The organism is Sodalis ligni (assembly GCF_016865525.2).
Classification (GTDB): domain Bacteria; phylum Pseudomonadota; class Gammaproteobacteria; order Enterobacterales; family Enterobacteriaceae; genus Acerihabitans; species Acerihabitans ligni.
In genome coordinates, this window is sequence record NZ_CP075169.1 from 3426999 (window position 1) to 3451612 (window position 24614).

15 protein-coding genes and 8 pseudogenes are annotated in these 24614 nt (G+C 53.9%); 9 read left to right on the forward strand and 14 right to left on the reverse strand.

The features are described 5' to 3' along the window. Window positions 1-3: 3 nt before the first annotated feature. Window positions 4-1542 (reverse strand): TerC family protein, encoded by a 1539-nt coding sequence (locus tag GTU79_RS15930; protein WP_203523049.1) that lies wholly within the window; start codon window positions 1540-1542, stop codon window positions 4-6. Between the two features lie 559 nt (window positions 1543-2101). Here GTU79_RS15930 and manX point away from each other — a divergent pair. The 5 genes and pseudogenes from manX to mntP all read left to right on the forward strand — a co-directional run bounded on the left by manX (window position 2102) and on the right by mntP (window position 6312). Beyond that, a pseudogene (gene manX, locus GTU79_RS15935) lies at window positions 2102-3068 on the forward strand (PTS mannose transporter subunit IIAB). A gap of 90 nt (window positions 3069-3158) precedes the next feature. Beyond that, entirely contained in the window at window positions 3159-3962 is an 804-nt protein-coding gene (locus GTU79_RS15940) for a PTS mannose/fructose/sorbose transporter subunit IIC (RefSeq protein WP_203521227.1), read from the forward strand. A 12-nt stretch (window positions 3963-3974) separates the two neighbouring features. Beyond that, window positions 3975-4817: a PTS mannose transporter subunit IID gene (locus GTU79_RS15945; RefSeq protein WP_214513127.1), complete on the forward strand. Its 843-nt coding sequence runs from the start codon at window positions 3975-3977 to the stop codon at window positions 4815-4817. Between the two features lie 60 nt (window positions 4818-4877). Continuing rightward, the gene (locus GTU79_RS15950; RefSeq protein WP_203523048.1) at window positions 4878-5339 is read left to right on the forward strand and encodes a DUF986 family protein; all 462 of its coding nucleotides are present in this window, start codon (window positions 4878-4880) and stop codon (window positions 5337-5339) included. A gap of 391 nt (window positions 5340-5730) precedes the next feature. Next, entirely contained in the window at window positions 5731-6312 is a 582-nt protein-coding gene (gene mntP / locus GTU79_RS15955) for a manganese efflux pump MntP (RefSeq protein WP_203521225.1), read from the forward strand. Here the strand turns inward: mntP and rlmA are convergent, their stop codons facing one another. Then, window positions 6313-7131, reverse strand: a complete 819-nt coding sequence (gene rlmA, locus GTU79_RS15960) for a 23S rRNA (guanine(745)-N(1))-methyltransferase (protein ID WP_203521224.1) — start codon at window positions 7129-7131, stop codon at window positions 6313-6315. It abuts the gene before it with no gap. Window positions 7132-7279: 148 nt separating this feature from the next. Beyond that, window positions 7280-9043 carry a peptidoglycan glycosyltransferase FtsI gene (gene ftsI / locus GTU79_RS15965; protein WP_132921325.1) on the reverse strand — a complete coding sequence of 588 codons (1764 nt, stop codon included), beginning with the start codon at window positions 9041-9043 and terminating at the stop codon, window positions 7280-7282. Window positions 9044-9230: 187 nt separating this feature from the next. On the opposite strand from ftsI, the gene pgeF reads away from it, so the two are divergent. Continuing rightward, window positions 9231-9929, forward strand: a complete 699-nt coding sequence (pgeF, locus tag GTU79_RS15970; RefSeq protein ID WP_203521223.1) for a peptidoglycan editing factor PgeF — start codon at window positions 9231-9233, stop codon at window positions 9927-9929. A 161-nt stretch (window positions 9930-10090) separates the two neighbouring features. On the opposite strand, the pseudogene cspE reads toward pgeF, so the two are convergent. From cspE to kdgR, 7 genes and pseudogenes are all read right to left on the reverse strand, one after another. Next, window positions 10091-10277 (reverse strand): annotated as a pseudogene (cspE, locus tag GTU79_RS15975) (transcription antiterminator/RNA stability regulator CspE). 44 nt (window positions 10278-10321) lie between these two features. Beyond that, window positions 10322-10456, reverse strand: a complete 135-nt coding sequence (locus GTU79_RS15980) for a DUF2627 domain-containing protein (protein WP_132921323.1) — start codon at window positions 10454-10456, stop codon at window positions 10322-10324. Between the two features lie 810 nt (window positions 10457-11266). Next, window positions 11267-12252 (reverse strand): annotated as a pseudogene (locus tag GTU79_RS15985) (MBL fold metallo-hydrolase). 210 nt (window positions 12253-12462) lie between these two features. Further along, the gene (locus tag GTU79_RS15990; protein WP_253073310.1) at window positions 12463-12660 is read right to left on the reverse strand and encodes a YebO family protein; all 198 of its coding nucleotides are present in this window, start codon (window positions 12658-12660) and stop codon (window positions 12463-12465) included. Window positions 12661-12892: 232 nt separating this feature from the next. Then, window positions 12893-13032, reverse strand: a pseudogene (gene mgrB / locus GTU79_RS31440) (PhoP/PhoQ regulatory lipoprotein MgrB). 160 nt (window positions 13033-13192) lie between these two features. Next, window positions 13193-13440 (reverse strand): annotated as a pseudogene (locus tag GTU79_RS16000) (DUF2766 family protein). A gap of 21 nt (window positions 13441-13461) precedes the next feature. Further along, window positions 13462-14218 (reverse strand): annotated as a pseudogene (gene kdgR, locus GTU79_RS16005) (DNA-binding transcriptional regulator KdgR). A gap of 211 nt (window positions 14219-14429) precedes the next feature. Here kdgR and GTU79_RS16010 point away from each other — a divergent pair. Then, window positions 14430-15821, forward strand: coding sequence for an MFS transporter (locus GTU79_RS16010; RefSeq protein ID WP_132921318.1), 1392 nt, complete (start codon window positions 14430-14432; stop codon window positions 15819-15821). A gap of 4 nt (window positions 15822-15825) precedes the next feature. Here GTU79_RS16010 and htpX read toward each other — a convergent pair whose 3' ends face one another. The 4 genes and pseudogenes from htpX to GTU79_RS16030 form a co-directional block, all read right to left on the reverse strand. Continuing rightward, window positions 15826-16707 (reverse strand): protease HtpX, encoded by an 882-nt coding sequence (gene htpX / locus GTU79_RS16015; protein ID WP_203521221.1) that lies wholly within the window; start codon window positions 16705-16707, stop codon window positions 15826-15828. Between the two features lie 340 nt (window positions 16708-17047). After that, window positions 17048-19099 (reverse strand): annotated as a pseudogene (gene prc / locus GTU79_RS16020) (carboxy terminal-processing peptidase). Between the two features lie 19 nt (window positions 19100-19118). Then, window positions 19119-19820: an RNA chaperone ProQ gene (gene proQ / locus GTU79_RS16025; protein ID WP_132921315.1), complete on the reverse strand. Its 702-nt coding sequence runs from the start codon at window positions 19818-19820 to the stop codon at window positions 19119-19121. Between the two features lie 95 nt (window positions 19821-19915). After that, complete coding sequence (locus GTU79_RS16030) at window positions 19916-20413, reverse strand: GAF domain-containing protein (RefSeq protein ID WP_132927722.1); 498 nt, start codon at window positions 20411-20413, stop codon at window positions 19916-19918. A gap of 233 nt (window positions 20414-20646) precedes the next feature. On the opposite strand from GTU79_RS16030, the gene yebS reads away from it, so the two are divergent. After that, window positions 20647-21894 (forward strand): paraquat-inducible protein A, encoded by a 1248-nt coding sequence (yebS, locus tag GTU79_RS16035; RefSeq protein WP_203521219.1) that lies wholly within the window; start codon window positions 20647-20649, stop codon window positions 21892-21894. Then, window positions 21866-24556 (forward strand): annotated as a pseudogene (locus GTU79_RS16040) (MlaD family protein). Before yebS ends, GTU79_RS16040 begins: the two are co-directional and overlap by 29 nt. Window positions 24557-24614 lie beyond the last annotated feature (58 nt).

The window sequence follows — 24614 nt, forward strand, 5'->3', positions numbered from 1 at the left end:
GGTCTATTCTTCTTCCGAACCGGGCAATGGCGCGATACGTTCAATCTTCACCAGTTCAATGCGGTATTCCAGCATCTGTATGATGGTAAAGCGCCATGGTCCTATAATGATTACTTCCCCAACGGTGGGCATCTGATCCCGCTCGTGCAGCAGCATGCCCGCCAGTGACGCCATAGTATGATGCGTAACCAAGTCATCGCCGAGAGCCTGCTGCAGGGCATGCAAATCGGTGCCGCCTTTTACCAGCCAGCCATCTTCCTCCGCCACGATATCCGGCGTTTCATCTTCGTCGGGAAACTCGCCGGCAATGGCTTCCAACACATCCAGCGGCGTCACCAGCCCCTGAATCACGCCGAACTCATTGGTCACCACCACCAGGCTGCCTTTAGCCCGGCGGAGCACCCCCAGCAGATTGAGCACATCCAGGGTTTCCGGCACCACGATAGCCGGGTTTTGCGCGGCGTAGGCGCTGATATCCTCGCCGTTATCCAGCGCCACCAACAGATCCTTGGCGCGGACTACTCCCAGAAGCTGGTTAAGTTCCCCGTCGCATACCGGGAACATGCTATGGGGGGTGGACAGCAATGTGGCCCGTAATTCCTCCACCGAGCGCCGGCAATCCACCCAGGATATTTCATTACGGGGCGTCATCACGCTGCGCAAGGAGCGGGAAGAGAGCGACAGAACGCCGGTTATCATATAGCGCTCCTCGTCCACAAAGGGTTTAGGACTATCTGCTGTTTCCTCTGAGTTCTCGCGCCGGGTCCGGTCGCCACCCATCAGTCTGAAAATCGCCTCGGCGGTACGTTCCCGTATCGGCAACCGAGACTGATTTTTCATAAAATTATGCCGGGCAATCTGATTGAACATCTCGATAAGCACCGAGAAACCAATGGCGGCATACAGATATCCTTTCGGAATATGAAAGCCGAACCCTTCCGCAATCAGGCTTAACCCTATCATCAGCAGAAAACTTAAGCACAGCACCACGACAGTGGGATGGGCGTTCACAAACCGGGTCAGGGCTTTGGAAGCCAGCAGCATAATGCCCATGGCAACAACCACGGCGGTCATCATTACCGGCAGGTTGTTGACCATCCCCACCGCGGTAATAACCGCATCCAGGGAGAATACCGCGTCCAGAATCACAATCTGCGCTACTACCGACCAAAACCCGGCATAATTCCGGTTGGCGCTGCCGTGTTCCTGATTTTCCAGCCGCTCGTGCAGTTCCACCGTGGCCTTGAACAGCAAAAAAAGGCCGCCTGTCAACAAAATCAGATCCCGGCCGGAAAATTCAAACATTGCCACCGAAATCAACGGACGGGTCAAGGTCACCATCCACGAGATAAGCGACAGCAATGCCAAACGCATCAGCAGCGCCAGTCCCAGGCCAATCAACCGCGCTTTGTCACGCCTTTTCGGCGGCAATTTTTCGGCCAATATGGCGATGAACACCAGATTATCGATGCCGAGCACGATTTCCAGTAGAATAAGGGTCAGCAAACCGACCCAGAGAGTGGGATCCATCAGCAAGTCCATGGTGAACTCCGCAACGATAGCCGGGTTACGGGAAGCGCCGGGAGCAGAAACGGCAAACCGGCGCGCCGGGAGAGGAACAGCACGCATTCGCCCGATGCCGGGGAAATAGAGAGAAACGGGTGGGGATACGATTCGGCAAGGCCGATAAATCAACATCAACGTTAAACGTTTTTCGGTGACAGTCCATAGGGGGGGCTGCGGCCCTTCGCTCCTAACAAATATGTAAATTTTACTTTAACAGGGATGTTGGAAAAGGCATAAAACTTTTTGTCTAAAAGATGTCATCACCCTCGTCTACACTGCTTTGTGCGATGATTCGTTTTCTCATGCACAAATAACTGAGCGCCGTCACAATTTTTATTTTTTTACACACTAAAATAAATCGCGTTTAACCGCTATTGAATCGGTTATCTACCTGAATCAATTCATTCTAAATGGCGGACATCAAACAGGGTGGCTTGGTACCCTGGCTAAGAAGTATAACCACCGACAAATTTGCTTTTCATCACAGCGGGTGGCTTTACTGCTTAACCCAATTTGTTAACAGAGGAGGTATCCAGTGAGTATTGCTATCGTAATTGGCACTCACGGGTCAGCGGCCGAACAACTACTTAAAACGGCTGAAATGATATTGGGCGAACAGAGCAACGTCGCCTGGATTGATTTTGTTCCCGGGAAAACGCTGAGACATTGATTGAAAATATACGGCAAAGTTAGCACATCTAGATACCAAGGAAGGAGTCCTGTTTCTGGTGGATACCTGGGGAGGCAGTCCGTTCAATGCCGCCAGCCGTATCGTCGTAGATAAAGAAAACTACGAAGTTATTACCGGCGTCAATATCCCCATGCTCGCCGAAACCTTTATGGCGCGTGATGATAACCCTGCCTTTGGGGAATTGGTAAAGATTGCGTTGGAAACCGGACGTGCCGGCGTGAAGGCTTTGAAAGCGCCGGAACTGAACGTTGAAACACCGTTGGCATCCCCTGCCCCGAGACAGGCCGCAGCGGCGCCGGTTCATCCGTCCGCCGGCGGACATATGACCATCGCCCTGGCGCGTATCGATGATCGGCTGATTCACGGTCAAGTCGCCACTCGCTGGACGAAGGAGACCAATGTCAAACGTATCATCGTTATCAGCGACGAGGTTGCCGCCGATACCGTGCGCAGGACCTTGTTAACCCAGGTGGCGCCTCCAGGGGTAACCGCCCATGTGGTTGATGTGGCAAAGGCTATTCGTGTTTATGAAAACCCGAACTATGCAAAAGACCGCGTGATGCTCTTGTTCACCAATCCCACCGATGTGCTGCGTGTGGTTGAAGGCGGGGTAAAAATCACGTCGGTCAATATCGGCGGTATGGCCTTCCGTCAAGGCAAAACCCAGGTCAACGGCGCGATTTCCGTGAGCGATGAAGATATTGCCGCGTTCCACAAGCTGAATGATTTAGGGATCGAACTGGAAGCCCGTAAGGTTTCATCAGATAACCCATTAAAAGTTATGGATTTAATCACCAAACTCGGTAAATAAATTTTCGCCGTGAAAAACTAACAATCAAGAGCGTATGTATTTCAAAGAAATAATTTACCGCTCTCTTACGTTTGTCTGAGGAGAAGTACAATGGAGATCACCACGCTTCAAATTGTGCTGATTTTTATCATAGCTTGTATAGCTGGTATGGAGTCGGTGCTGGATGAGTTTCAGTTTCACCGGCCATTGGTGGCCTGTACCCTAATCGGTCTGGTACTGGGAGATATGAAAACCGGTATCATCATCGGCGGTACGTTGGAAATGATTGCGCTGGGCTGGATGAATATCGGGGCTGCCCTGGCGCCGGACGCCGCCTTGGCGTCCATCATCTCCACCATTCTGGTGGTGGCCGGTAACCAAAGCGTCGGCGCAGGTATTGCCCTGGCGATACCGCTGGCCGCAGCCGGACAGGTGCTGACCATTATCGTTCGTACCTTGACCGTGGCATTCCAGCACGCCGCCGACAGCGCCGCCGAACGCGGCAATCTCAGCGCGCTGAGCTGGCTGCATGTACTGGCCCTGCTGCTGCAGGCAATGCGGGTTGCTATTCCGGCGCTTATCGTCGCCGTCTCCGTGGGTACCGATGCCGTACACGCCGTGCTGAGTTCGATCCCGGCGGTGGTGACCAACGGTTTGAGTATCGCCGGCGGCATGATCGTGGTGGTAGGTTACGCAATGGTGGTGAATATGATGCGTGCCGGCTATCTGATGCCTTTCTTCTTCCTGGGTTTTGTTACCGCGGCCTTCACCAACTTTAACCTGGTCGCCCTTGGCGTCATCGGTGTGGTTATGGCCATTTTCTATATCCAGTTGAGCCCGAAGTACAGTCATCCCCAGGGTGGACAGGGTACGCCGGCACAGGGCGTTAACGATCTTGATAATGAACTTGATTAAAAGGTGAGAGAAATGGTCGATACAACTGGTCAAAAGAAATTGACTCCCGGGGATATACGCGGGGTATTTTACCGCTCGAACCTTTTCCAGGGATCGTGGAACTTTGAACGTATGCAGGCCCTGGGCTTCTGCTTCGCGATGGTTCCGGTAATACGGCGTCTTTATCCGGAAAACAACGCAGACAGAAAACAGGCAATCCGGCGTCGTTTGGAATTTTTCAACACCCATCCTTATGTGGCGGCACCCGTACTGGGCGTTACCCTGGCGATGGAAGAGCAGCGGGCCAACGGCGCGCCTATCGACGACGCGGCCATCAACGGCCTGAAAGTCGGCCTGATGGGACCGCTGGCCGGGGTGGGCGACCCGATTTTCTGGGGTACCGTCCGTCCGGTATTCGCGGCCTTGGGCGCGGGTATCGCCATGAGCGGCAGCCTGTTGGGGCCGTTGCTGTTCTTTGTGCTGTTCAACTTTGTCCGTCTGCTGGTGCGCTACTACGGTGTCGCCTACGGCTATCGTAAAGGCGTGGATATCGTTAACGACATGGGCGGCGGCTTCCTGCAAAAACTGACGGAGGGGGCGTCCATTCTCGGGCTGTTTGTCATGGGGGCCTTGGTAAATAAATGGACCCATGTCAATATACCCTTTGTCGTGTCGCGTATTACCAACCAGAACGGTCAAACGACGGTTACCACAATACAAACCATTCTGGATCAGTTAATGCCCGGTCTGGTGCCGCTATTGCTGACCTTCGGGTGTATGTGGCTGTTGCGCCGCAAGGTTAATGCCTTGTGGATTATCATCGGCTTCTTCGCTATCGGCATTTTCGGTTATTGGATTGGCCTGTTGGGCCTGTAATCCGCATTATCTAAAACCGGGGTTTGACCCCGGTTTTTTTATGGCAATTTTGGAGGAAAGATGTCTGTCACCGATATCGGCTTAATGGTAATAATCGCCTTGGCGCTGCTGTTTGCTATTTACGATGAATTTATTGTTGACTACTTTCTTAAAGGCAAAACCCGGCTGAAAATCGGTTTACATCGTCTAAACCGCGTTGATGCCCTGATTTTCATCGGCCTGGTGTGTATTCTGATCTATCAAAATATCACCTCGAACGGTACGGTTTTCACCACAACCCTGCTATTAGTCCTAGTACTCATGGCCTGTTATCTGGCCTATATCCGCCGGCCAAAAATAATTTTTAAGGCGGACGGTTTTTTTTACGCAAATTTTTTTATTAGATATGACCGTATAAAAAACATGAACTTATCGGAAGATGGTTTTTTGGTGATCGGCCTGGAAAAACGCCGTCTGCTGATAAAGGTAAAACAGTTGGATGACCTGGAAACCATATACAATTTCTTTCTGACGAACAATTAACAAAAAATTAACATAAAACATGCGGAAAAATTATTTCTAATAAATAAATCATAGTAATTTTGTATTTTGATTATAAAAGAACCTTAGGTATACTGGCTTAGTGAATATCCTTCAATTCCCTAATTTTAGTGAAAATAATTATCGATTACATTCCATAATCCCCCTCTTTTTTTGTAGTTGTTTTGTCGTTAATTATTATGTTAAGGTTGGCCCGTCATTAGGGAGTAGCCGGTTTCCGTCGTCAGTGCGGGAATGTCCGTATCAACATACTCGTTTGTTTTAAACGTGGTGCGGACGACCAGGATGGTTGGCGAGACTATAGACACGACGAACCATCGTAAGGTTGGGAGATGGGGAAGCGTGGATATTGGCTCCCAGCCGAGGTTATGGTATGAACCTTTCCGCAACATTGATTCTTGCTTTCGGCATGTCCATGGATGCCTTCGCCGCGTCCATTGGTAAAGGCGCTACCCTTCATAAACCCCCCTTGCGCGAAGCGCTGCGAACCGGCTTTATTTTCGGCACCATTGAAGCCATTACCCCGTTAATCGGCTGGTCGCTGGGTTTACTCGCCAGCCATTATATTATGGAGTGGGATCACTGGGTCGCCTTCGTCCTGCTGGCCTGTCTGGGCGTTCGTATGATGATGAGCGGTTTCGGTAAACAAGCGGAGGCAAAACCCCCTATTGGCCATCACAGCCTCAAGGTGCTGGTGTTCACCGCCATCGCCACCAGCCTGGATGCGCTGGCGATTGGCGTCGGTCTGGCCTTCCTGGAAGTCAATATTCTCCATACGGCGATGATCATTGGCCTGGCTACCATGCTCATGGCCACGCTGGGTATGCTGCTGGGCCGCTTTATCGGGCCGATTCTGGGCAAAAAAGCGGAAATCATCGGCGGCGTCATTCTGATAGGCATCGGCTGTAATATCCTTTACGCCCATATCGGCCCGGCGCTCATGGCCCGCTTTTAATCACTCTTCCCGCCGCCAGGCGCGGAGAATAAAATCCGTTTCACAGGTAAATTCTTCCAGGGCGGTTAATGCCGCCACCACATCCGGCGCCGCCCGCCAGGCAAACGGCGTCATTTGCAACAGCGCGGCCGCCGCTTCACCGGGTAAAGCCAGTTCAAAACGCAGCCGCTCTTCGGCCAGCGGAGCAAAGCCGGGAAAATGCTCGTCTTTCAGCGGATGCAGCATGACCTCGGAATAGATTCGCGCCTTGAGCTGCAGGAGGTGTCTTGGTCCAGGCGCCACCGTTACCACGATGCCGCCCGGTTTCAGTACGCGATACATCTCGGCGGGATTACAAGGCGCATAAATGCGAAGAATGCCGTCGAGGGAAGCGTCGAGAAAAGGCAAGCGCTGGCTGGACGCGACGCAAAACCGTACCTCGGGATAGCGCTTTGCCGCGGCGCGCACCGCGTTCTTGGCAATATCCAGTCCGTAGACCCGGCCCGTACGGGCCGCCACGGCCGCTGCCAGCGCCGAGGTGTAATAGCCCTCCCCGCAGCCGATATCCAGCCAGCGGACGTACCGGTCCGGCTGCAGGCGGTTTATCAATGCGATGACGCCATCGCGCATCCGCCGGTAATGGCCTGCATCGAGAAAGGCCCGGCGGGCCTGCATCATCCCCCGGTCATCGCCGGGCTCCCGGCTGCGTTTGAATTGCACCGGCAGCAGATTTACATACCCTTCCCGCGCGCGGTCAAAACGGTGCCGTCCTTCGCAGGCCCAATAACCCTCGGCGGGCAACAGCGGCAGATGACACAGCGGGCATTGGTAAATAGACATAGGGCATTCCGTAGGGGACGACAATAAGGCAAGCATATTACCTTAAAACCTGGCCGGGATGGTCATTTTACCGGTCCCGGCCAGGCGCGGCCGGCCGGCACTAAGCCGGCGCACGGGGTTGCGCGCGACTCAGCGGCGGTAAGACCGGTCATGAGGGATGATTATCGGTCTTCGAGGCCACCACGATGCGATTATTGTCTTCAGGCAGAGCATCAGGTTCTACGTTCATGGTACGCAAGACCTCGGACATAATGGTACTGAATACCGGCGCGGAGACCGCGCCGCCATAATATTTCCCCCCCTGAGGGTTATTGATAACCACCACCAGGGCAAATCTCGGACGGCTGGCCGGCGCGATACCGGCGGTATAGGCAATATATTTATCAATATACTGTCCGTCAGGCCCGATTTTTTTGGCGGTACCGGTTTTAACCGCCACCCGGTAACCGCGCACCGCCGCCTTGATGCCGCCGCCGCCGGGCAACGCGACGCTTTCCATCATATGTTTAACCTCATGCACCAGCCCCTCCTCCATCACGCGCTGTCCCACGACCGGCGGATCGATGCGGGTAATGGATAGCGGCCGGTAGATGCCGTCGCTGGCGATGGTGGCATACACACGGGCAAGCTGCACCGGCGTCACCATTAAGCCGTAGCCAAAGGAGAAGGTGGCCCGGTCCAGCTCGCTCCAGCGCTGCCGGTGCGGCATCAAGCCGCTGCTTTCCCCGGTTAGGCCCAGATCGGTGGGTTGTCCGAGGCCGAACGCCAGATAGGTCTTCAACAGGGCGGTGATGGGCATGGCCAAGGCCATACGGGATACGCCGACGTCGCTGGACTTTTGCAATATGCCGGTGAGGGTCAATTGGGGATAGAACGCCACGTCGCGGATCAGATGGCCGCTAAGCGTGTAGGGATGGGTATCCAGCAGGCTGTCCGGTTTAACAATGCCCTGTTTTAAGGCGGTCATGACCACCATGGGTTTTACCGTCGAACCGGGTTCAAAAATATCGCTGATGGCTCGATTACGAAAATCATCTTCCTGGGCGCCGGTTCGGTTGTTGGGATTAAAGGTAGGATAATTGGCCAGGGCCAGGATTTCGCCGGTATTCACATCCACCAGCACCGAGGCGCCGGAATCCGCCTTGTTGAATGCCACGGCGTTGCTTAAGGCTTCCTCCGTGATACGCTGCAAGCGCAGGTCGATGCTTAGCGCCACATTATGCGCCGGGGAACTGTCGGTGGAGGAAAGCGTCTCTACCACCCGGCCGAAACGATCCTTACGTACCACCCGCTGCCCCGCCACGCCCGTCAACAGGCGATTAAAGCTTTTTTCGACCCCTTCGATACCCTGATCGTCGATATTGGTAAAGCCAACCAGGTTAGCCGCCGTCTCTCCCGCCGGATAAAACCGGCGGGATTCATCCTTGCAATAAATCCCCGGCAGTTTTAATTGTTTGACGTAATCCGCCACGTTGGGTTCTATTTGGCGACCCAGATAGATAAAGCGCATATGGGGATCGTGGTTAATGCGCTCCGCCAGTTCGTTGAACGGCATATTCACGGTTTGCGCCAGGGCCTGCCAGCGGGATGAGTTCTCCACGCCGCCTTTTTGCGCCACTTCATAGGGATCGGCCCAGACCGCGTCCACCGGTACGCTTACCGCCAGCGGCTGCCCGTTGCGATCGGTTATCATGCCGCGGGGAATAGGCGTTTGCTCAACCCGCAACGATCGCATGTTCTCCTGGGCCACCAGATTATCCGGTTTAATTACCTGCAGCCAGGCTATGCGCATTAACAGCACCGCCAGGATGAGCGTGATGCCGACACACATTAAGCCAAAACGCCACTGGATAAAATTCTGCTTGCCCTGCCCCGAATTATTTTTCACATTGTTCTCGCGTCGCCATCCCATTGACTGAAAGCATTAAACCCTAACTTTCGGAGCTATATCGTCAAAACAATGCTACAAGACATGCTTTTTGCAACAAAGCGCGAATATTATCTTAATGCCGGCCTGGATGCTTTTTGTCACTGGCCGGCGCGTTGAAAAAAGCTAAAATGGTCTCATCCTTTTCAATCCAAGAGCCTTTCTTAACATTATGACAGTTTACTCCCGCCTGATACAGAACGTTGCGGGCGTACGTCACGGCTTTGGTGACGCCGCCACGCTATTGCCGGTCCCATTGCAGCCCTGGCTGGACACCGCTCCGGTTAAAAAACAGGTACACGGTATCGATATTCGCCGGGTCTACCGGCCGGCGGAGCCGTGCGGAGAGGCGGACGGATTGATCACATCCACCCCAGGCATACTGCTGCATGTGCTGACCGCCGATTGTCTGCCTATTCTTTTTTGCCGCCGCGACGGTAAAAGTATCGGCGTGGTGCATGCCGGCTGGCGTGGATTGCTGGCAGGGATCGTGGAAGCCTTTGCCGCGCAGCTGGCTTATCCCGACGGTCCGGCTAACTGGGTTGCGGCCATTGGCCCGGCGGCCGGGCCTTGTTGTTATGAAGTCAGTGAAAGCCTGGTGGAGGATTTCCTGCAGCAATTAGCCATACCGGCGAATATTGTTCGGCCCAGGCCGCTGCATCTGGATTTGGCCGCCATTGCGCGCCATAAATTACAGGCTCTGGGCTTTCAGGGGGTAGACGTGCTGCGCCAGTGCACTATCTGCGGCACCGCCGCCGGAGGCCACCGCTACACCAGCTACCGGCGATTTTGCCGCCAGCGGGCAATAGATCCCGCTTACCCTTCCATCAGCGGACGCAATCAGCATTCAGGACTGGTGATTACCGGATAATAACATCTGCGAAGGCCGGACACGCAAGCATTTGGCGAATAGGGGCAGGCAATAACAGGATAGAATTTTGGAAATGGAACACCCTGCCAGTTCAGTACTGGCAGGGGGGATTACATGTTATCCATCAATCAAATGATTGACCGTCACCGAAGCAACGCGGATTACAGGGCAGTTACGTTAACTGCTGAAGGGCCTTTGGCCATCCTGGATTTCGAATTCTACGTTCTGGCCTTCGGCCAGAGTTTTGAAGCCGTTACCCTGAATAGCGGAGAAGTGTACAAACACATCTTTGCTGCCATCGGCCGGAGTGATGAAACCAAAACCTTTAGACTCGTTGAACCACTTCACTTGACCCTTTGATCTTTGCCATCTTGCATATTTCCTTTGAGTGTTTAAATCGCCCTGAGGCGAGACAGAGACAAACTGGAGTCGTTACTGCTTGAGGCACTAAGATTAGGATCGGCAGAGAAGCGGTATGCAACGATATCGTCTTTACGCAAAACTTCTTTACTGAAAATGCCATTCATATACAGAACTGTACCTCGTTTTACCCAAATGCGTTATCACATACTCTGTAATCAATGGCAAGCCATTTTTGATCAGGGCCGGATATGTCGCACATAATTAAATCGTTCAGTTGCATCCGGTTGCCCACCCGCATCAAAGAGTTGAAAAACGACCCTTGTGTGCCGAGTGAAACCACCATCATGATATCTGTACCATTTATCGTTAACCTTAGCGCAAACCTTTGTCAACGTCCAATGCATTATTCAAGAATAACTATTCATTTCCCAATTAAAGAAAACAAGGGGCCAGCTCACATTTTTCCAGTTTTCTTATACCGGATTCGACTATCGTAGTAATAGAAATTAGCAGTGCCGCTTAACATAAGCAACGGTTAATTATCCGCCATTGCCCTGGGCCCGCCACAGGCTCCCCGCCAGCCGGGCGATCAGACCGGCCCCAACGCCCGGCACCGCGCCCTAAAGACCGTGACGGGCTAATAAATTATGCGCTATTTGTGATCACCAATATTGTGCAACGGCAAGTTCTCCCGCGGCCGTAAGCGGGATTAATAATGTCATCCCCATTGAGCAGGCAACTTTATCGCTTATGCCTGATTGTCATTATACTGCAATATATACTTCTGAAGATAATGCTAATAAAATAACCTTTGGATTGTTTGGCTGACTAAATAGTGTCTTGGTGTCTATCCGGTATTAATCTGAAATATAAAATCATCATTGCGCATTTCTATTTTTTTTGTATAAATCCACCCGGTAGCCCTAGGGCGCGGTCTGAGGCGATGATCGAGCCGCTATTGAGAGGCTATAAAGCTATATGTCTATTTTGGCGCCGATTTTCAACGGTATAAAGCGATGATCGGCAATGCCGGCGTTTAATAAGGCCTGCGCCAGCTCCGCGGCGGCTCATCCAGGGATTCGTCCGCCAGTTCGAATACCCCCCAATGAATCGGAATAACCAGCGGACAGTTCAGCTCCTGGTAAAACTTTACCGCACTGGCGGGACTCATGTGGCTTTCTGCCATGAACCATTCTGGTGCATAGGCTCCGATGGGCAAGGCGGCAATGTCAAAAGGTCCCAGGCGCTGTCCGATCTCTGCCAGGCCGGGGGTATAACCGCTGTCGCCGGAAAAGTAAAAACGCCAGCGCTGGCTTTCCACGACCCAGCCGCACCACAGACTGCGGTTCCGGTCTTTGAAAGTACGCATGCTCCAATGGCGCGCAGGAACGCAGTGAAGGCGAAGATCGTGAAAGGTGATGCTCTCCCACCAATCACATTGGGAAACAGTGTTGACGCCCCGTTTTTCAAGCCATTCCCCCATGCCCAGCGGGGCCATCACCTGTAGATCGGGAAAACGCTTCAGTAACCGGCGTAGAGTACTTCTATCCAAATGATCATAGTGATTATGAGAATAAATCACCGCATCAATGGGAGGCAGCTCATCAATCCCCACCGCCAGGGGCGTTCTGCGTTTGGGGCCGACAAAGGGTATTGGCGAGGCGCGCTCGCCCAGGGCGGGGTCGAGCAGTAGATATCGCCCGGAGACGCGGATAAGCAGGCAGGCATGGCCCAGCCACCAAATGGCATCCTCACTGCCGCTGAAATCAGCGGGTTGCCACCAGTCCCGGATGAATTGAGCATAGCCCCCCTGCGGAGGCCGGGGAAAGCCTTGTTTTTTGCGCTCTCGATGCCATTTTTTAAACGCATCGGGGGTTCTTACTGAAGGTTCAAGATTGCGAAAGCCTAACGGCGTATGGTGTGGTTTGGACTCATCGTACCAAGGATTGTTTTTCGCCATTGTCTCTTCGACTCTCCTGTTTACTCGCTTTATCCCCTGATAATGCAAGATCCGGCAGTAGAATAATATAGAATGTTGACTAAATGTGAACACAAAACCTTGACCCGGTAAATATTTTCCTTTGCAAGGGCGAGCCTGTACATGCACAAGGAGGACCGGATCAGGATTGGGTATCGCAGCAGGCAGCAAGGGAGACGGGCCCGACGAAGTTTAACGCTCGGCGATAAAGTCTTTGAACATGATAGGTTCGCCGGCGGCAGGGACCTTGGCGTCGTTTTGCGGGGAATTCATCTGACCTAACCGCATCAATAATTCGGTTTGTTTTTTCTGCTGTTCGAGTAACTCATTAAGCAACATGATTTGTTCATTGGCCCTGACGCTGGCGCGGTTGAGGAAAAACCAGACCACGAGACCGATAATAAAACAAGTAAAACAGCCCCATTGAGGCGATATTGAGGGTATTAAATCCTAAATCGTTCATAACATGACCTAATCACTGATAAAACCAAACGCTATCTTAACACCCTCTGCTCAGCAATGTATCCTGAAACGACTCTTTGGCCCTGCTCTCCATTCAAGATAGTTTCATGCATTAAACACCTATGGACAAAAGCATGACGGCAATCGCCCATGGCATCCGTCACCATGGCATCCATTTCGTGACAAAACACATACCGTTGAAAAATCACCGCCCTGATCACAAAAGCTATTCAATGCCGACAGCCATAACATCAAGCACAGCAGTAAAATGCCCAGTATTGATAGTGCCGTGTTTTTCAAAACCCAAGTCCTGTACTTCCTCGATGAATATATTTTATCTAGGATAACTTAAACAAAGACTAACCATGGTCCATTTTATTACCAGAATAATGATTTAAAGGACGATGATATGTGTTACAGATTATAAAAAATCTATGCGAGAAAATATATATGATTAAAATCAATTGGTTGTCGCCTGATCAAATTTGAGATCGATTAGCGTTATGGCTTTTCGATAGCGCGGCGGGTGATAGGATCCCGCGCCTCGGGATGGCTGGTTACATCGATGCTTTTTAGCTGTTGCGACATTTTATCGCGAACATGGGCAGGAGCTATCACATCGATAACGTCGAGGATTTGCTTGATAACCAGCTGACAGGCCACGAGATCGGAGATCAACTCCTGGTCGTGGGTGAAGGATTCCGACATGGTAATGTCTCCGGTCTTCCCTTAAAAAGGATATTCGCGATAGCCGATTTGGCGGGAAATATTGCGTTTCTTTTTGCAGCGAAACGGATGGTGGGAAAAGAGATGCTAAGGCCGGCAATCACCACGCCGAAACGGTCAAATATCGGCACCGCGACGCAGCGCAAGCCATCCTCCTGCTCTTCGTTATCTTCGCCGAAGCCTTGCTGGCGCACTTTAATCAATTCCGGCATCAACGACGCAGCATCGGCGACGGTGCGGCGGGTGCTGCGATTAAAAACCACCCCTGAAAGGATACGCTGCGCTTCATCCGCCTCGCGCCAGGCCAGCAATACCTTGCCGATTGCCGTGCTATAAAGGGGATTCCGGCGGCCTACGCGGGAATACATGCGCAGATTGTACATTGAATCGATTTTATGGATGTAAACGATGCTGTCTTCATCCAGCGAGCCAAGATGGATGGTTTCACGGGTTAAATTGGACAGTACCCGCATTTGAACATCGGCGATGCGAATCAGATCGATATTCTGTAAAGCCTTGGCACCCAATTCGAATAGCTTCAGCGTCAGGGAGTATTTCTCCGATTCGCCTTCCTGGGAGACGTAACCGAGGGATTTCATGGTTTGGAGAAAGCGATACACGGTGCTTTTGACATCAACACCCGCTGGGCCAGCTCGGTAATGCCGATTTCCCGCTCTTCCCCCAGCGCCTGGAGAATACCAAAAACCTTCAATACTGACGATACGGAATCGGGTTGTCTGTCTAAATCTGCAATCGTCATTTTTATGGAAATCCTGATAAGCGTTTTGTTTTAAAAAAACTAGAACATAATTTCCATTATAAAGGTATGACTCCAAATTTCGCAATGGCTGTGCTCAATAAAGCCGGCTTTAATGTCCAGTCAGTAATTATTACATTTCTTCGGCGGCCTGCTGATCCGTTACAGCAGGATTTAATGCTAGGATAAGGGTTTTGACGGTTGTTAAACATTCATGATTGATAAAATTGCTGATGGCGTTCCTACGCCTCAGCGCTATGGTGCGATCATCACCGTAGCACTCAGCATCACCGTCGCCGTGCTGGACAGCGCCATCGCCAATGTAGCCCTTCCTACTATCGCGCGCGAACTTCACGCCAGTCCGGCCGCCTCAATCTGGGTGGTCAATGCCTATCAGCTCGCCATCATTATGACCCTGCTCTCCTTCGCCACCTTGGGGGATATTTACGGTTTCCGACGGGTATATCAATGCGGTCTGGTGGTGTTCAGCCTGATGTCCCTGTCATGCGCCTTATCCCAAAACCTTTGGATGCTGATTGGCGCCCGCGTACTGCAAGGGTTTGGCGCCGCGGCCATCATGAGCATCAATACGGCGCTGATCCGCATTATTTATCCCACTCGCCTGCTGGGGAAAGGGATGGCTATCAACACCCTGATAGTGGCGGTATCCACCGCGGCGGGGCCCACCGTGGCCGCCGGCGTGTTATCCATCGCCACCTGGCAGTGGCTGTTTGCCATCAACGTGCCCATCGGCCTGCTGGCCTTTTATCTTGGTCATCGATTCCTGCCGGCAAATCCAATAAAAAACACCGGACAACGGTTCAATTTCGCCAGCGCCGGCATGAACGCCCTGACCTTCGGCCTGTTATTGTCAGCCCTGGGGGGCTTTGCCCAACGCCTGAACGGATATATGATTTTGACCGAGCTTGCCGGCGCGGTGATAGTCGGCACCATTTTTATCCGGCACCAGCTTCGTCAACCCTGGCCGCTGCTGCCGGTTGATTTGCTGCGTATCCCGCTCTTCTCTCTTTCCCTTTGCACGTCCATCTGTTCTTTCTGCGCCCAGATGCTGGCCATGGTTTCCCTGCCGTTTTTTTTGCAAAGCATACTGGGCCGCGACGAAGTGGCTACCGGGTTATTGCTGACGCCCTGGCCGCTGGCGACAATGCTGTTCGCCATGCTGGCGGGCAGGCTGATAGGCCGTGTCCATGCCGGTTTGCTGGGGGCTGTGGGGTTGGGTATCTTTGCCGCCGGGCTTTTCTCCCTGGCCTGGCTACCGGGATCGCCGGCCAATGCCGACATCGTCTGGCGGATGATGCTGTGCGGCGCCGGGTTCGGCTTATTCCAGTCCCCCAACAACCATACCATTATCACGTCCGCGCCACGCAACCGCAGTGGCGGCGCCAGCGGGATGCTGGGGACCGCGCGCCTGGTGGGACAAACCTCCGGCGCCGCCCTGGTGGCGCTGATGTTTAATTTATTGGGCACCGGCGGCACCCATGCCTCTTTGCTGCTGGCCGGCGGCTTTGCAACGGCGGCAGCCATGGTGAGCGCACTGCGTATAAGCCAACCCAATCCGCAGCGCCAAAGCACCGCCGGCAGGTAGCCGGTTATTTTAAATAGGCGCCGGACCGCAGGGCCTCGATACGTTTATCCAACGGCGGATGCGACATGAACAGCTCGCTGAAGGATTTTGATTTACCGTTGATGCAAAACGCCAGCATGCCGCCCTCTTCCTGGGGTTCGTAGCTGGTTTTCAGGCGCTGCAGCGCGGCAATCATCTTATCGCGCCCCACCAGCCGCGCCGAACCGGCATCGGCATGGAATTCGCGATGTCGTGAGAACCATAGCGTAATCAGGCTTGCCAGCACTCCGAACACCAGCTCCAGCACCATGGACACGGCAAAATAGATCATCGGATTGCCGCCGTTGCTTTCCCCTTCATCACGGTTCGATGACAAAAAGCCGGCGGCCAGCTGCGCCAGGATCCGAGAGACAAAAATCACGAAGGTGTTCACCACGCCCTGTATCAGGGTCATGGTGACCATATCGCCGTTGGAGACGTGGCTGATTTCATGGGCGATGACCGCTTCGGCCTCGTCGCGGCTCATATTTTGCAGCAGGCCGGTACTGACCGCCACCAGAGAGGCGTCGCGCCGGGCGCCGGTAGCGAAGGCGTTGATATCCGGCGCCGGGTAGACCGCCACCTGGGGCATGACAATGCCCGCCTGCTGCGATTGGCGCTGCACGGTAGCCAGCAGCCAGCGTTCGGTTTCATTGCGCGGGCGCTCGATGACTTCCCCACCCACCGAACGCAGCGCCATGGACTTCGACAGCCACAGCGAAACAAAGGCGCCGCCAAAACCAAACAGGCCGGCCATGATCATCAATCCGGCGGCGCTGGAAGATTGTATCCCCGTCAGGCTCAGCACCAGACCGAATACCAGCATAACCGCCAGGTTGGTAAGCAGAAAGAGAGCGATGCGCATCATATAGAATGTGGTCCCCTGATAAAAATCACGCCGATTGCGTTAAAGGGATCGTATGGGCTTTCAGAGGGTTTTCAAGCGTAACTTGCCAATAAGTGCTTAAAAAGACATAACTTTACATTTTGTAAAAAAATAAAGGCGCCGGTGAGGCGCCTGAGCTTGTTGACAAAGTGCCCGGTCGGAACAGGCTGCCAGATCGTAAACACGCCGTGAATACATCCTTGTAGGCTCGATCCGCGCCATCCATGGCGCGGACGGTTTACTCTTCTGGCAGCCTGTCCCGCCTTATTGACTCCGAGTGCGTTTGTCAGCAGTCTGAGGCGCCGGTGAGGCGCCTCGGTTTTTATTTTACCGCCGCCGGCTGCAGCGGCTGCTGGCCGCTTTGCGCCTTGGCGAGGTCCAATGCAATATGCACGGTTTCGTCCAGGTAGGGATCGGGTTCGTGGTAATCTTTCGGTATGTCGTCCAGGGATTTCACCGGTTTTTTGCCTTCCCGCTGCAAGCGGTCATTGATACGCTGCAAACGAATGGCGTCATCCTCGTGATTTTCCTTCTCGCGCTGAGCCAGATTCAGGGACGCGATATTGCGTTTATCCTTCATGGCATTGAGGCGGGCAATATCCTGAGCGATATATTGGAACTCGGGGTCCGCCACGATCCGCGCCTGGTGCGCCTTCAGCAGTTCAGCGGCAAAGGGCTTCAAATCACCGCTCTTGGTGTAGGTAGCCGCATTGATGCTGTCCCAGGGCAAGGCGTTATCTTCAAATTTCTCCCCGGTTTCAATGTCCGTCTCATAGCCGGTAGGCATGATGATATCCGGCACAACCCCTTTACGCTGGGTGCTGCCGCCATTGATCCGGTAGAATTTCTGGATAGTGTACTGGATTGAGCCCAGCGGCGGCCAGTCGGGACGCAGCATCTGATCGTAGATGCGGTTAAGGGAGCGGTACTGCTGCACCGTGCCTTTGCCGAAGGTCGGCTCGCCGACGATCAACGCCCGGCCATAATCCTGCATGGCGGCGGCGAAAATTTCCGATGCCGAGGCGCTGAATCTGTCCACCAGCACCACCAGGGGTCCTTTATAGTACACGATACCGTCGTTATCGCTGTCTTCACGTATCTTGCCGTTATTGTCGCGAACCTGGACTATCGGTCCGCTGGGAATAAACAGCCCGGACAGCGACACGGCTTCGGTCAAAGCGCCGCCGCCGTTGGTGCGCAAATCGATAATCACGCTGCTGACGTTTTGTTTTTCCAGTTTTTGCAGCTGGACCTTGACGTCATCGGTCAGGCCCACGTAAAAGCCGGGGATATCCAGCACCGCAACCTTTTGCTGACCCACCTGTTTGATGGTCATCTTCACCGCTCGATCCTCAAGACGGATACGCTCGCGGGTCACGGTGACGATACGCGTCTTGGTTCCCTTGCCCGCCGGCAGAATTTCCAAACGGACCTTGCTGCCCTTCGGGCCTTTGATAAGCGATACCACATCGTCCAGGCGCCAGCCGATGACGTCGACCATGGGCTTGCCGGTCTGGCCGACGCCCACCACGCGATCCCCGACCATAATGGTTTTGCTTTTCGCCGCCGGCCCGCCGGGCACCAGCGAATTGATGACGGTATAGTCGTCATCCATTTGCAACACCGCGCCAATCCCTTCCAGCGACAGGCTCATTTCAGTATTGAACTGCTCGGTATTGCGCGGGGAAAGGTAATTGGTATGCGGATCGATTTCATGGGCGAAGGCATTCATCACCATTTGAAATACGTCTTCACTGTTGCTTTGCGCCAGCCGGCGAATTGCGAACTGATAGCGCTTGGTCAGTATGTCACGTATTTCATCGTCTTTTTGCCGGTAAGCTTGAGGCTTAACTCATCGTATTTGACCTTGGCGTCCCAAAGCTTGTTGAGTTCGGCTTCGCTTTGCGGCCAGGGCGCTTTGCTGCGGTCGAGATCAATGGTGTCGCTACCGGTAAAATCCATGGGTTTGGCCAATTGGGCCAATGCATATTCATAACGCTCGAAGCGCCGTTGCTGCGCCAGATTATAAAGCGCAAAGGGGACATCCAGTTTTCCGTTTTTCAGTTCGTCGTCAAGCTGATCTTTCTTATCCGAAAATCGGGCAATGTCCGATGCCAGCAGCACATTGTGGCTGTAATCCAGCATATTGAGATAACGAGCGAAAATTTTCTCCGAGAAGGCATCGTCCAAATCAAACTGACGATAATGGGAACGGGTAAAACCGCGCCGTGACACGTTCACTGACCGTTTCTTGCTGTGCTTCTTCGTGAAGCTGGGGAATCTGATCGGCACGGGTTATCTTCACCTCTGCCGCCACCACCGATCCCGCCAGTAACAACCCTGCAAGTGCAGTTACTCTGACAAATTTGTTCATGCCCTGGTTGGCCTCCGTATCAGAACTGCAGGTGTTCTGCGCGCACTATCAAAGCCATCCCGGAAGAAAGCTGCACACGTACCCCTTCTTTGGCAATTTCCATCACGGTTGCTTCCATGGGATCTTTGCCTACCTTGATTTTGATGGCCTGACCGATTTGCAGTTTGGAAATATCGGTAACCTGCACCTGACGGGCGGGCGCGGGTTTTTTAACCTCTTGAGAGGGACGTTCATTTCTTGGCCGGGAGGCGGGACGCGGCCTGCGAGGCGTATTCGCTCCATCGGGGCCTTTGCGTTCAGCAGCGGCCGGATTGGCGGGCGCGGCACGCCGCGGAGCAGGCGCTTCGCCGTTTTCACGTTTTTTGGCCTGCTGCGCGGCGCGTTGCTGCTGCACGCGGGCTTTGGCTTCCTCGAGCTGCTTGCGGGCATGCTCCACATGCTGCGCTTCCAATTCTCCACAGGGATTGCCGTCGAGATCCACGCGCTGAGCGCCGAGTTTTATGCCGTACAGATAGCGCCAGCTTGAGGTATAGAGCCGCAATGCGGAGCGCAGCTGCGTTTTGCTCAGGTTATCTTCTTCCTGGATGCGGGCGACCAGATCCGCAAAAATGCCTATTTTTAATGGCCTCGCCTCGCCCTCGGCGGTAAAGCAGAGCGGGAAACGCTCAGCCAGAAAGGCTATCACTTCTTTATTACTGTTCAACTTGGGTTGATTTTCCATGAAATTTCCTGATTACAACGGGTTTGCCAACCAGCGCAGGCATGAACAGGCGTCATTATAATGACGCCATCGGCAAATGCCACGTTATCCGTATATCAATATAAGGTATTATTGATAAATCTTCGCAGATCAGTTTGATTTAATTGCTGGCAAAGCCGCTCCACCAAAGCTTTCAGGCCTTCTTCGTCCTCATGATCGAAGCGATGATAAATCGTGCTATCGATATCGAGTACGCCAACCACCCGGCCGTCCAGGGTAATAGGCAGGACGATTTCAGCAAGACTTGCAGCGTCGCAAGCGATATGCCCGGGAAATTCGTGGACATCGTCCACCCGCAAAATTCTGTTTTCCGCCACCGCCGTACCGCAGACTCCCTTGCCTACCGGAATGCGCACACAGGCGATTTTACCTTGGAACGGTCCCAGCACCAGTGTATCACCGTCCAGCAGATAAAAACCGGCCCAATTAACGTCTTCGAGGTGTTCAAAAAGCAAGGCGCTGACGTTCGCCATCGCCGCGATAAAATGGGTTTCGCCGTCAATCAGCGCCGACATACTTTGTAGTAATTCACTATAGAATTGTTGTTTTTTCATATGTAAACCAATAAATGAGCTAATCTGTCTGATATCAGCCGGAATGCCAGCCTCTATAAAATAAGCAATAAATGCCCAAGGCCACAAGATTAATCCTTTATTGCTTCACAAAGCCAGCCTCGGCAGGTATGTTTGCGCAACGTCGCCGGCATTATATTCCCGCTGTGACTCGCCTCACCGGAGTTTACAAGGCAGGTATAGAGGCATGTGAACGAGTTCAGCGTCGGTAGAATATGAAAATAAAGCACATCCATTATGCCTTGCCCCAAGGCCGCTACCAGCGTTGCGCTCAATGCGATACCTTGTTCATTTTGCCGACGTTGCATCAGAATCAGGACGCTTTTTGTCCGCGCTGCCGGGCCAAGGTTGCCCACGGCCATGAATGGACGATAAATCAGCTGGCGATCCTGGCACTCACCATGGTGGTACTGATGCCCTTCGCCTATGGGGAACCGTTAATCAGCATCCGCCTGCTGGGTACCTCCATCAATGCCACGCTGGTGCACGGTATCTGGCAAATGGCCATCCAAGGCCAGCCTATTACCGCCAGCATGGTGGCATTTTGTACCGTCGGCGCTCCCTGTACGCTGGTTATAGCCATACTCTACCTGAATGTCGGTGAGCGGTTGGGAATGAATCTGCGGCCGGTTTTGCTGATGCTTACCCGCCTGAAAGAATGGGTCATGCTGGATATCTATCTGATCGGCATGGCGGTGGCGGCCATCAAAGTCAAGGATTACGCCGATGTGGATACCGGCCTGGCCTTGCCGGCATTCATCGCGCTGGCGCTGCTCAGCGTGGTGACCATGACCCACCTGAATATCGGCCAGCTCTGGGAACATTTCTACCCGGAGCCCGCCCCCCCTTTTCGCACGAATACCGCCGGTCTGAAAGTTTGCCTGGGCTGCAATTTCACCGGTTATGCCGATGAACGGGGCCGCTGTCCGCGCTGTCATACCCCCCTGCGGCTTCGCCGCCGGCAAAGCCTGCAGAAATCCTGGGCGGCGTTAATCGCCTCGGTGGTATTGCTTATCCCGGCGAATCTCTTGCCGATTTCGATTATCTATATCAACGGCAGCCGTAATGAAAGTACCATACTTTCCGCCATCGGTTCGTTGGCGAACGATAACATACCGGTGGCGGCGGTGGTTTTCATCGCCAGCATTCTGGTGCCGTTTATCAAGGTCATCGTCCTGCTTACCTTATTACTGAGCATTCATTTTAAAGTGCGGCAAGGATTGAAAACCCGCATCCGCCTGTTACGCTTTGTCAGTTGGATCGGCCGTTGGTCAATGCTGGACTTGTTTGTTATTTCCATCACGATGGCGCTGGTGGATCGCGACCAGCTATTGGCTTTTACTATGGGACCGGCGGCGTTTTATTTCGGCTCCGCCGTTATTTTGACAATACTTGCTGTCGAGTGGTTAGACAGCCGTCTGATATGGGATGCACATGCCGCAAACGCCGACTACACCGATTAACGCGGAGGTCAGAAACAAGCGCCGTATTTCGCCTTTTTGGCTGTTGCCGTTTATTGCCTTATTGATTGCCGGCTGGCTGGTATACAGCACGGTCCAGGAGAAAGGCGCCACGGTGACCATTGATTTTATCTCCGCCGACGGCATTGTGGCCGGGCGGACCCCGGTGCGTTACCAGGGGGTGGAAGTCGGCACGGTGCAAAACATCAAGTTAAGCGACGATTTGCGCACCATCAAAGTAGAGGTCGGCATCAAGCGCGATATGCGCGATGCCCTGCGCCAGGGTACCCAGTTCTGGCTGGTGACGCCCAAGGCGTCCCTGGCGGGGATTTCAGGGCTTGATGCCCTGGTGGGCGGCAACTATATCGGCATGATGCCCGGTAAAGGCGACCCGCAAACCCATTTCACCGCCCTGGACACCCAGCCGAAATACCGGGTCAATACCGGCGAATTGCTGATCCACATGCATGCGCAAAACCTGGGGGCGCTGAACACCGGCTCTTTGGTGTACTACCGGAAATTACCGGTGGGCAAAGTGTATGACTATGATATTTCCAGGGAAAAGGGCGACGTCAATATCGATGTTTTGATCGACCGGCGCTTTACCGATTTGGTGAAAAAAGACAGCCGCTTCTGGAATGTTTCGGGTATCAAGGCCAGTGTGGATTTCCACGGTGCCCAGGTGGATATGGAGAGCATGGCGGCCTTGGTGAACGGCGCCATCGCCTTTGATTCGCCGCAAAATAGCGAACAGGCCCGCACCGACGACACCTTTACCCTTTATCCCGATCTCGCCCACAGCCAGCGGGGGGTGATAATCACGGTGGACCTGCCCAACGGGGATAACCTCAGCGAAGGCCATACCCCCCTGCTCTATCAGGGACTGGAAGTGGGTACACTCACCAAGCTGAATCTGGGCGGCGATAATAAGGTAACCGGGGAGCTGGCCATCAATCCGTCCATAAAGGATTTGATGCGCAGCGGCACCCGCATTGAAATGGAAACGCCGCAGCCTTCCCTCAATAACCTCAACCTGAGTAATCTGCTCACCGGCACCACGCTTAATCTGATTCCCGGCGGCGGGGCGCTTCAGGAGCATTTCACCGTGCTTGACAGCAACCATCGCCTGTTGCAGGAACCGGGAGTGAAAACCTTCACCCTCTCGGCGCCGGAAAGCTACGGTATCGACGGCGGCCAACCCCTGACGCTGTATGGCGTTGCGGTGGGCAAAGTCATCAGCCGCAAACTGGACGGTAACGGCGTGCTGTTCGAGGCGGCTATTGAGCCGGAATACGCCGGACTGTTGCATAAAAATACCAAATTCGTCGTTAACAGCCGGGTAGACGTGAAGTTCGGCCTGGACGGCGTTCGGGTGCTGGGCACCAGCGCGCAGGAGTGGCTGGACGGCGGCATCGTGATGATCCCCGGCACCCAGGGCGCGCCCCAGGATCATTATCCCCTCTATGGCAACCGTGAACTGGCCGAACAGGGCATACAGGGGGAAAAACCCGCTGCGACGCTGACGCTCACCGCCGACAGCCTGCCGGATATACAATCCGGTTCCATCGTGATGTACCGTAAATTCCAGGTGGGGGAAATTACTGATGTCCGCCCCACCGCGAAAAGTTTTGATGTGGATGTCTATATCCGCCCGCAATACCGCAAGCTGCTCACCGACCACAGCATCTTCTGGGCGGAAGGCGGCGCCAGAGTGCAGATTAACGGCAGCGGCATTAGCGTACAGGCATCCCCTCTCGATCGCGCGCTGAAAGGCGCTATCAGCTTTGATAATCTGGACGGCGCGGTACAGGTCAAAGGCCAGCTGCGCAGGCTCTATGCCTCGGAAAACGCAGCGCGGGCGGTGGGCAGCCAGATTGTGCTGCAAACCTTCGACGCCAGCAAGCTCTCGCCGGGCATGCCCATTCGCTATCTGGGCATCGATGTCGGACAGGTGGAAACCCTTAAGCTTTCGTCTGAAAACAGCGAAGTGCTGGCGCAGGCCGTGCTTTATCCGGAGTATGTCCAGGCATTCGCCCGGGTCGGCACGCAGTTCTCAGTGGTGACGCCGGAAATCTCCGCCGCCGGGGTCACCCATTTGGAAACCCTGTTCCAACCCTATATCAACGTTGAGCCGGGCAAAGGACAAACGACGCGCAACTTCACCTTGCAGCAGGCCACCATCAGCGATTCCCGCTATCTTGACGGTCTGAACATCGTGGTGGATACTCCGGAAGCGGGTGCGCTGCAGGTGGGTACTCCGGTGCTGTTCCGCGGCATTGAAGTCGGCACCGTTACCGGCATGTCGCTGGGGCCGATGGCGGATCGGGTCTATGTGTCGCTGCGCATCAGCAAGCAGTACCAGCATCTGGTGCGGGACAATTCCGTGTTCTGGCTGGCGTCGGGATATGATCTGAAGTTCGGCTTGACCGGCGGTTCGGGTAAAAGCGGCACCTTCCAGCCGGTTATCCGCGGCGGCATTGCGTTTGCCACCCCCCCCCCCCCCCCGCCGGCGCCTTAAACCCACGCCGGCAAACATTTCCCGCCCCACAGCGAAGAGCAGAAAGAGTGGCATGACCGGGGCACCGCCGTACCGCAGGGGGGAATGGCAGCCAGACCGCCGGCTTGCCCTGGGGCAGCCGGCTTTAAGCAATTCGTGTGTTCTTGACTATGCTTAAAACGTGAGAAGCCAAGGGAATTTGCTCCGGGCAAGAAACGATAAAGGG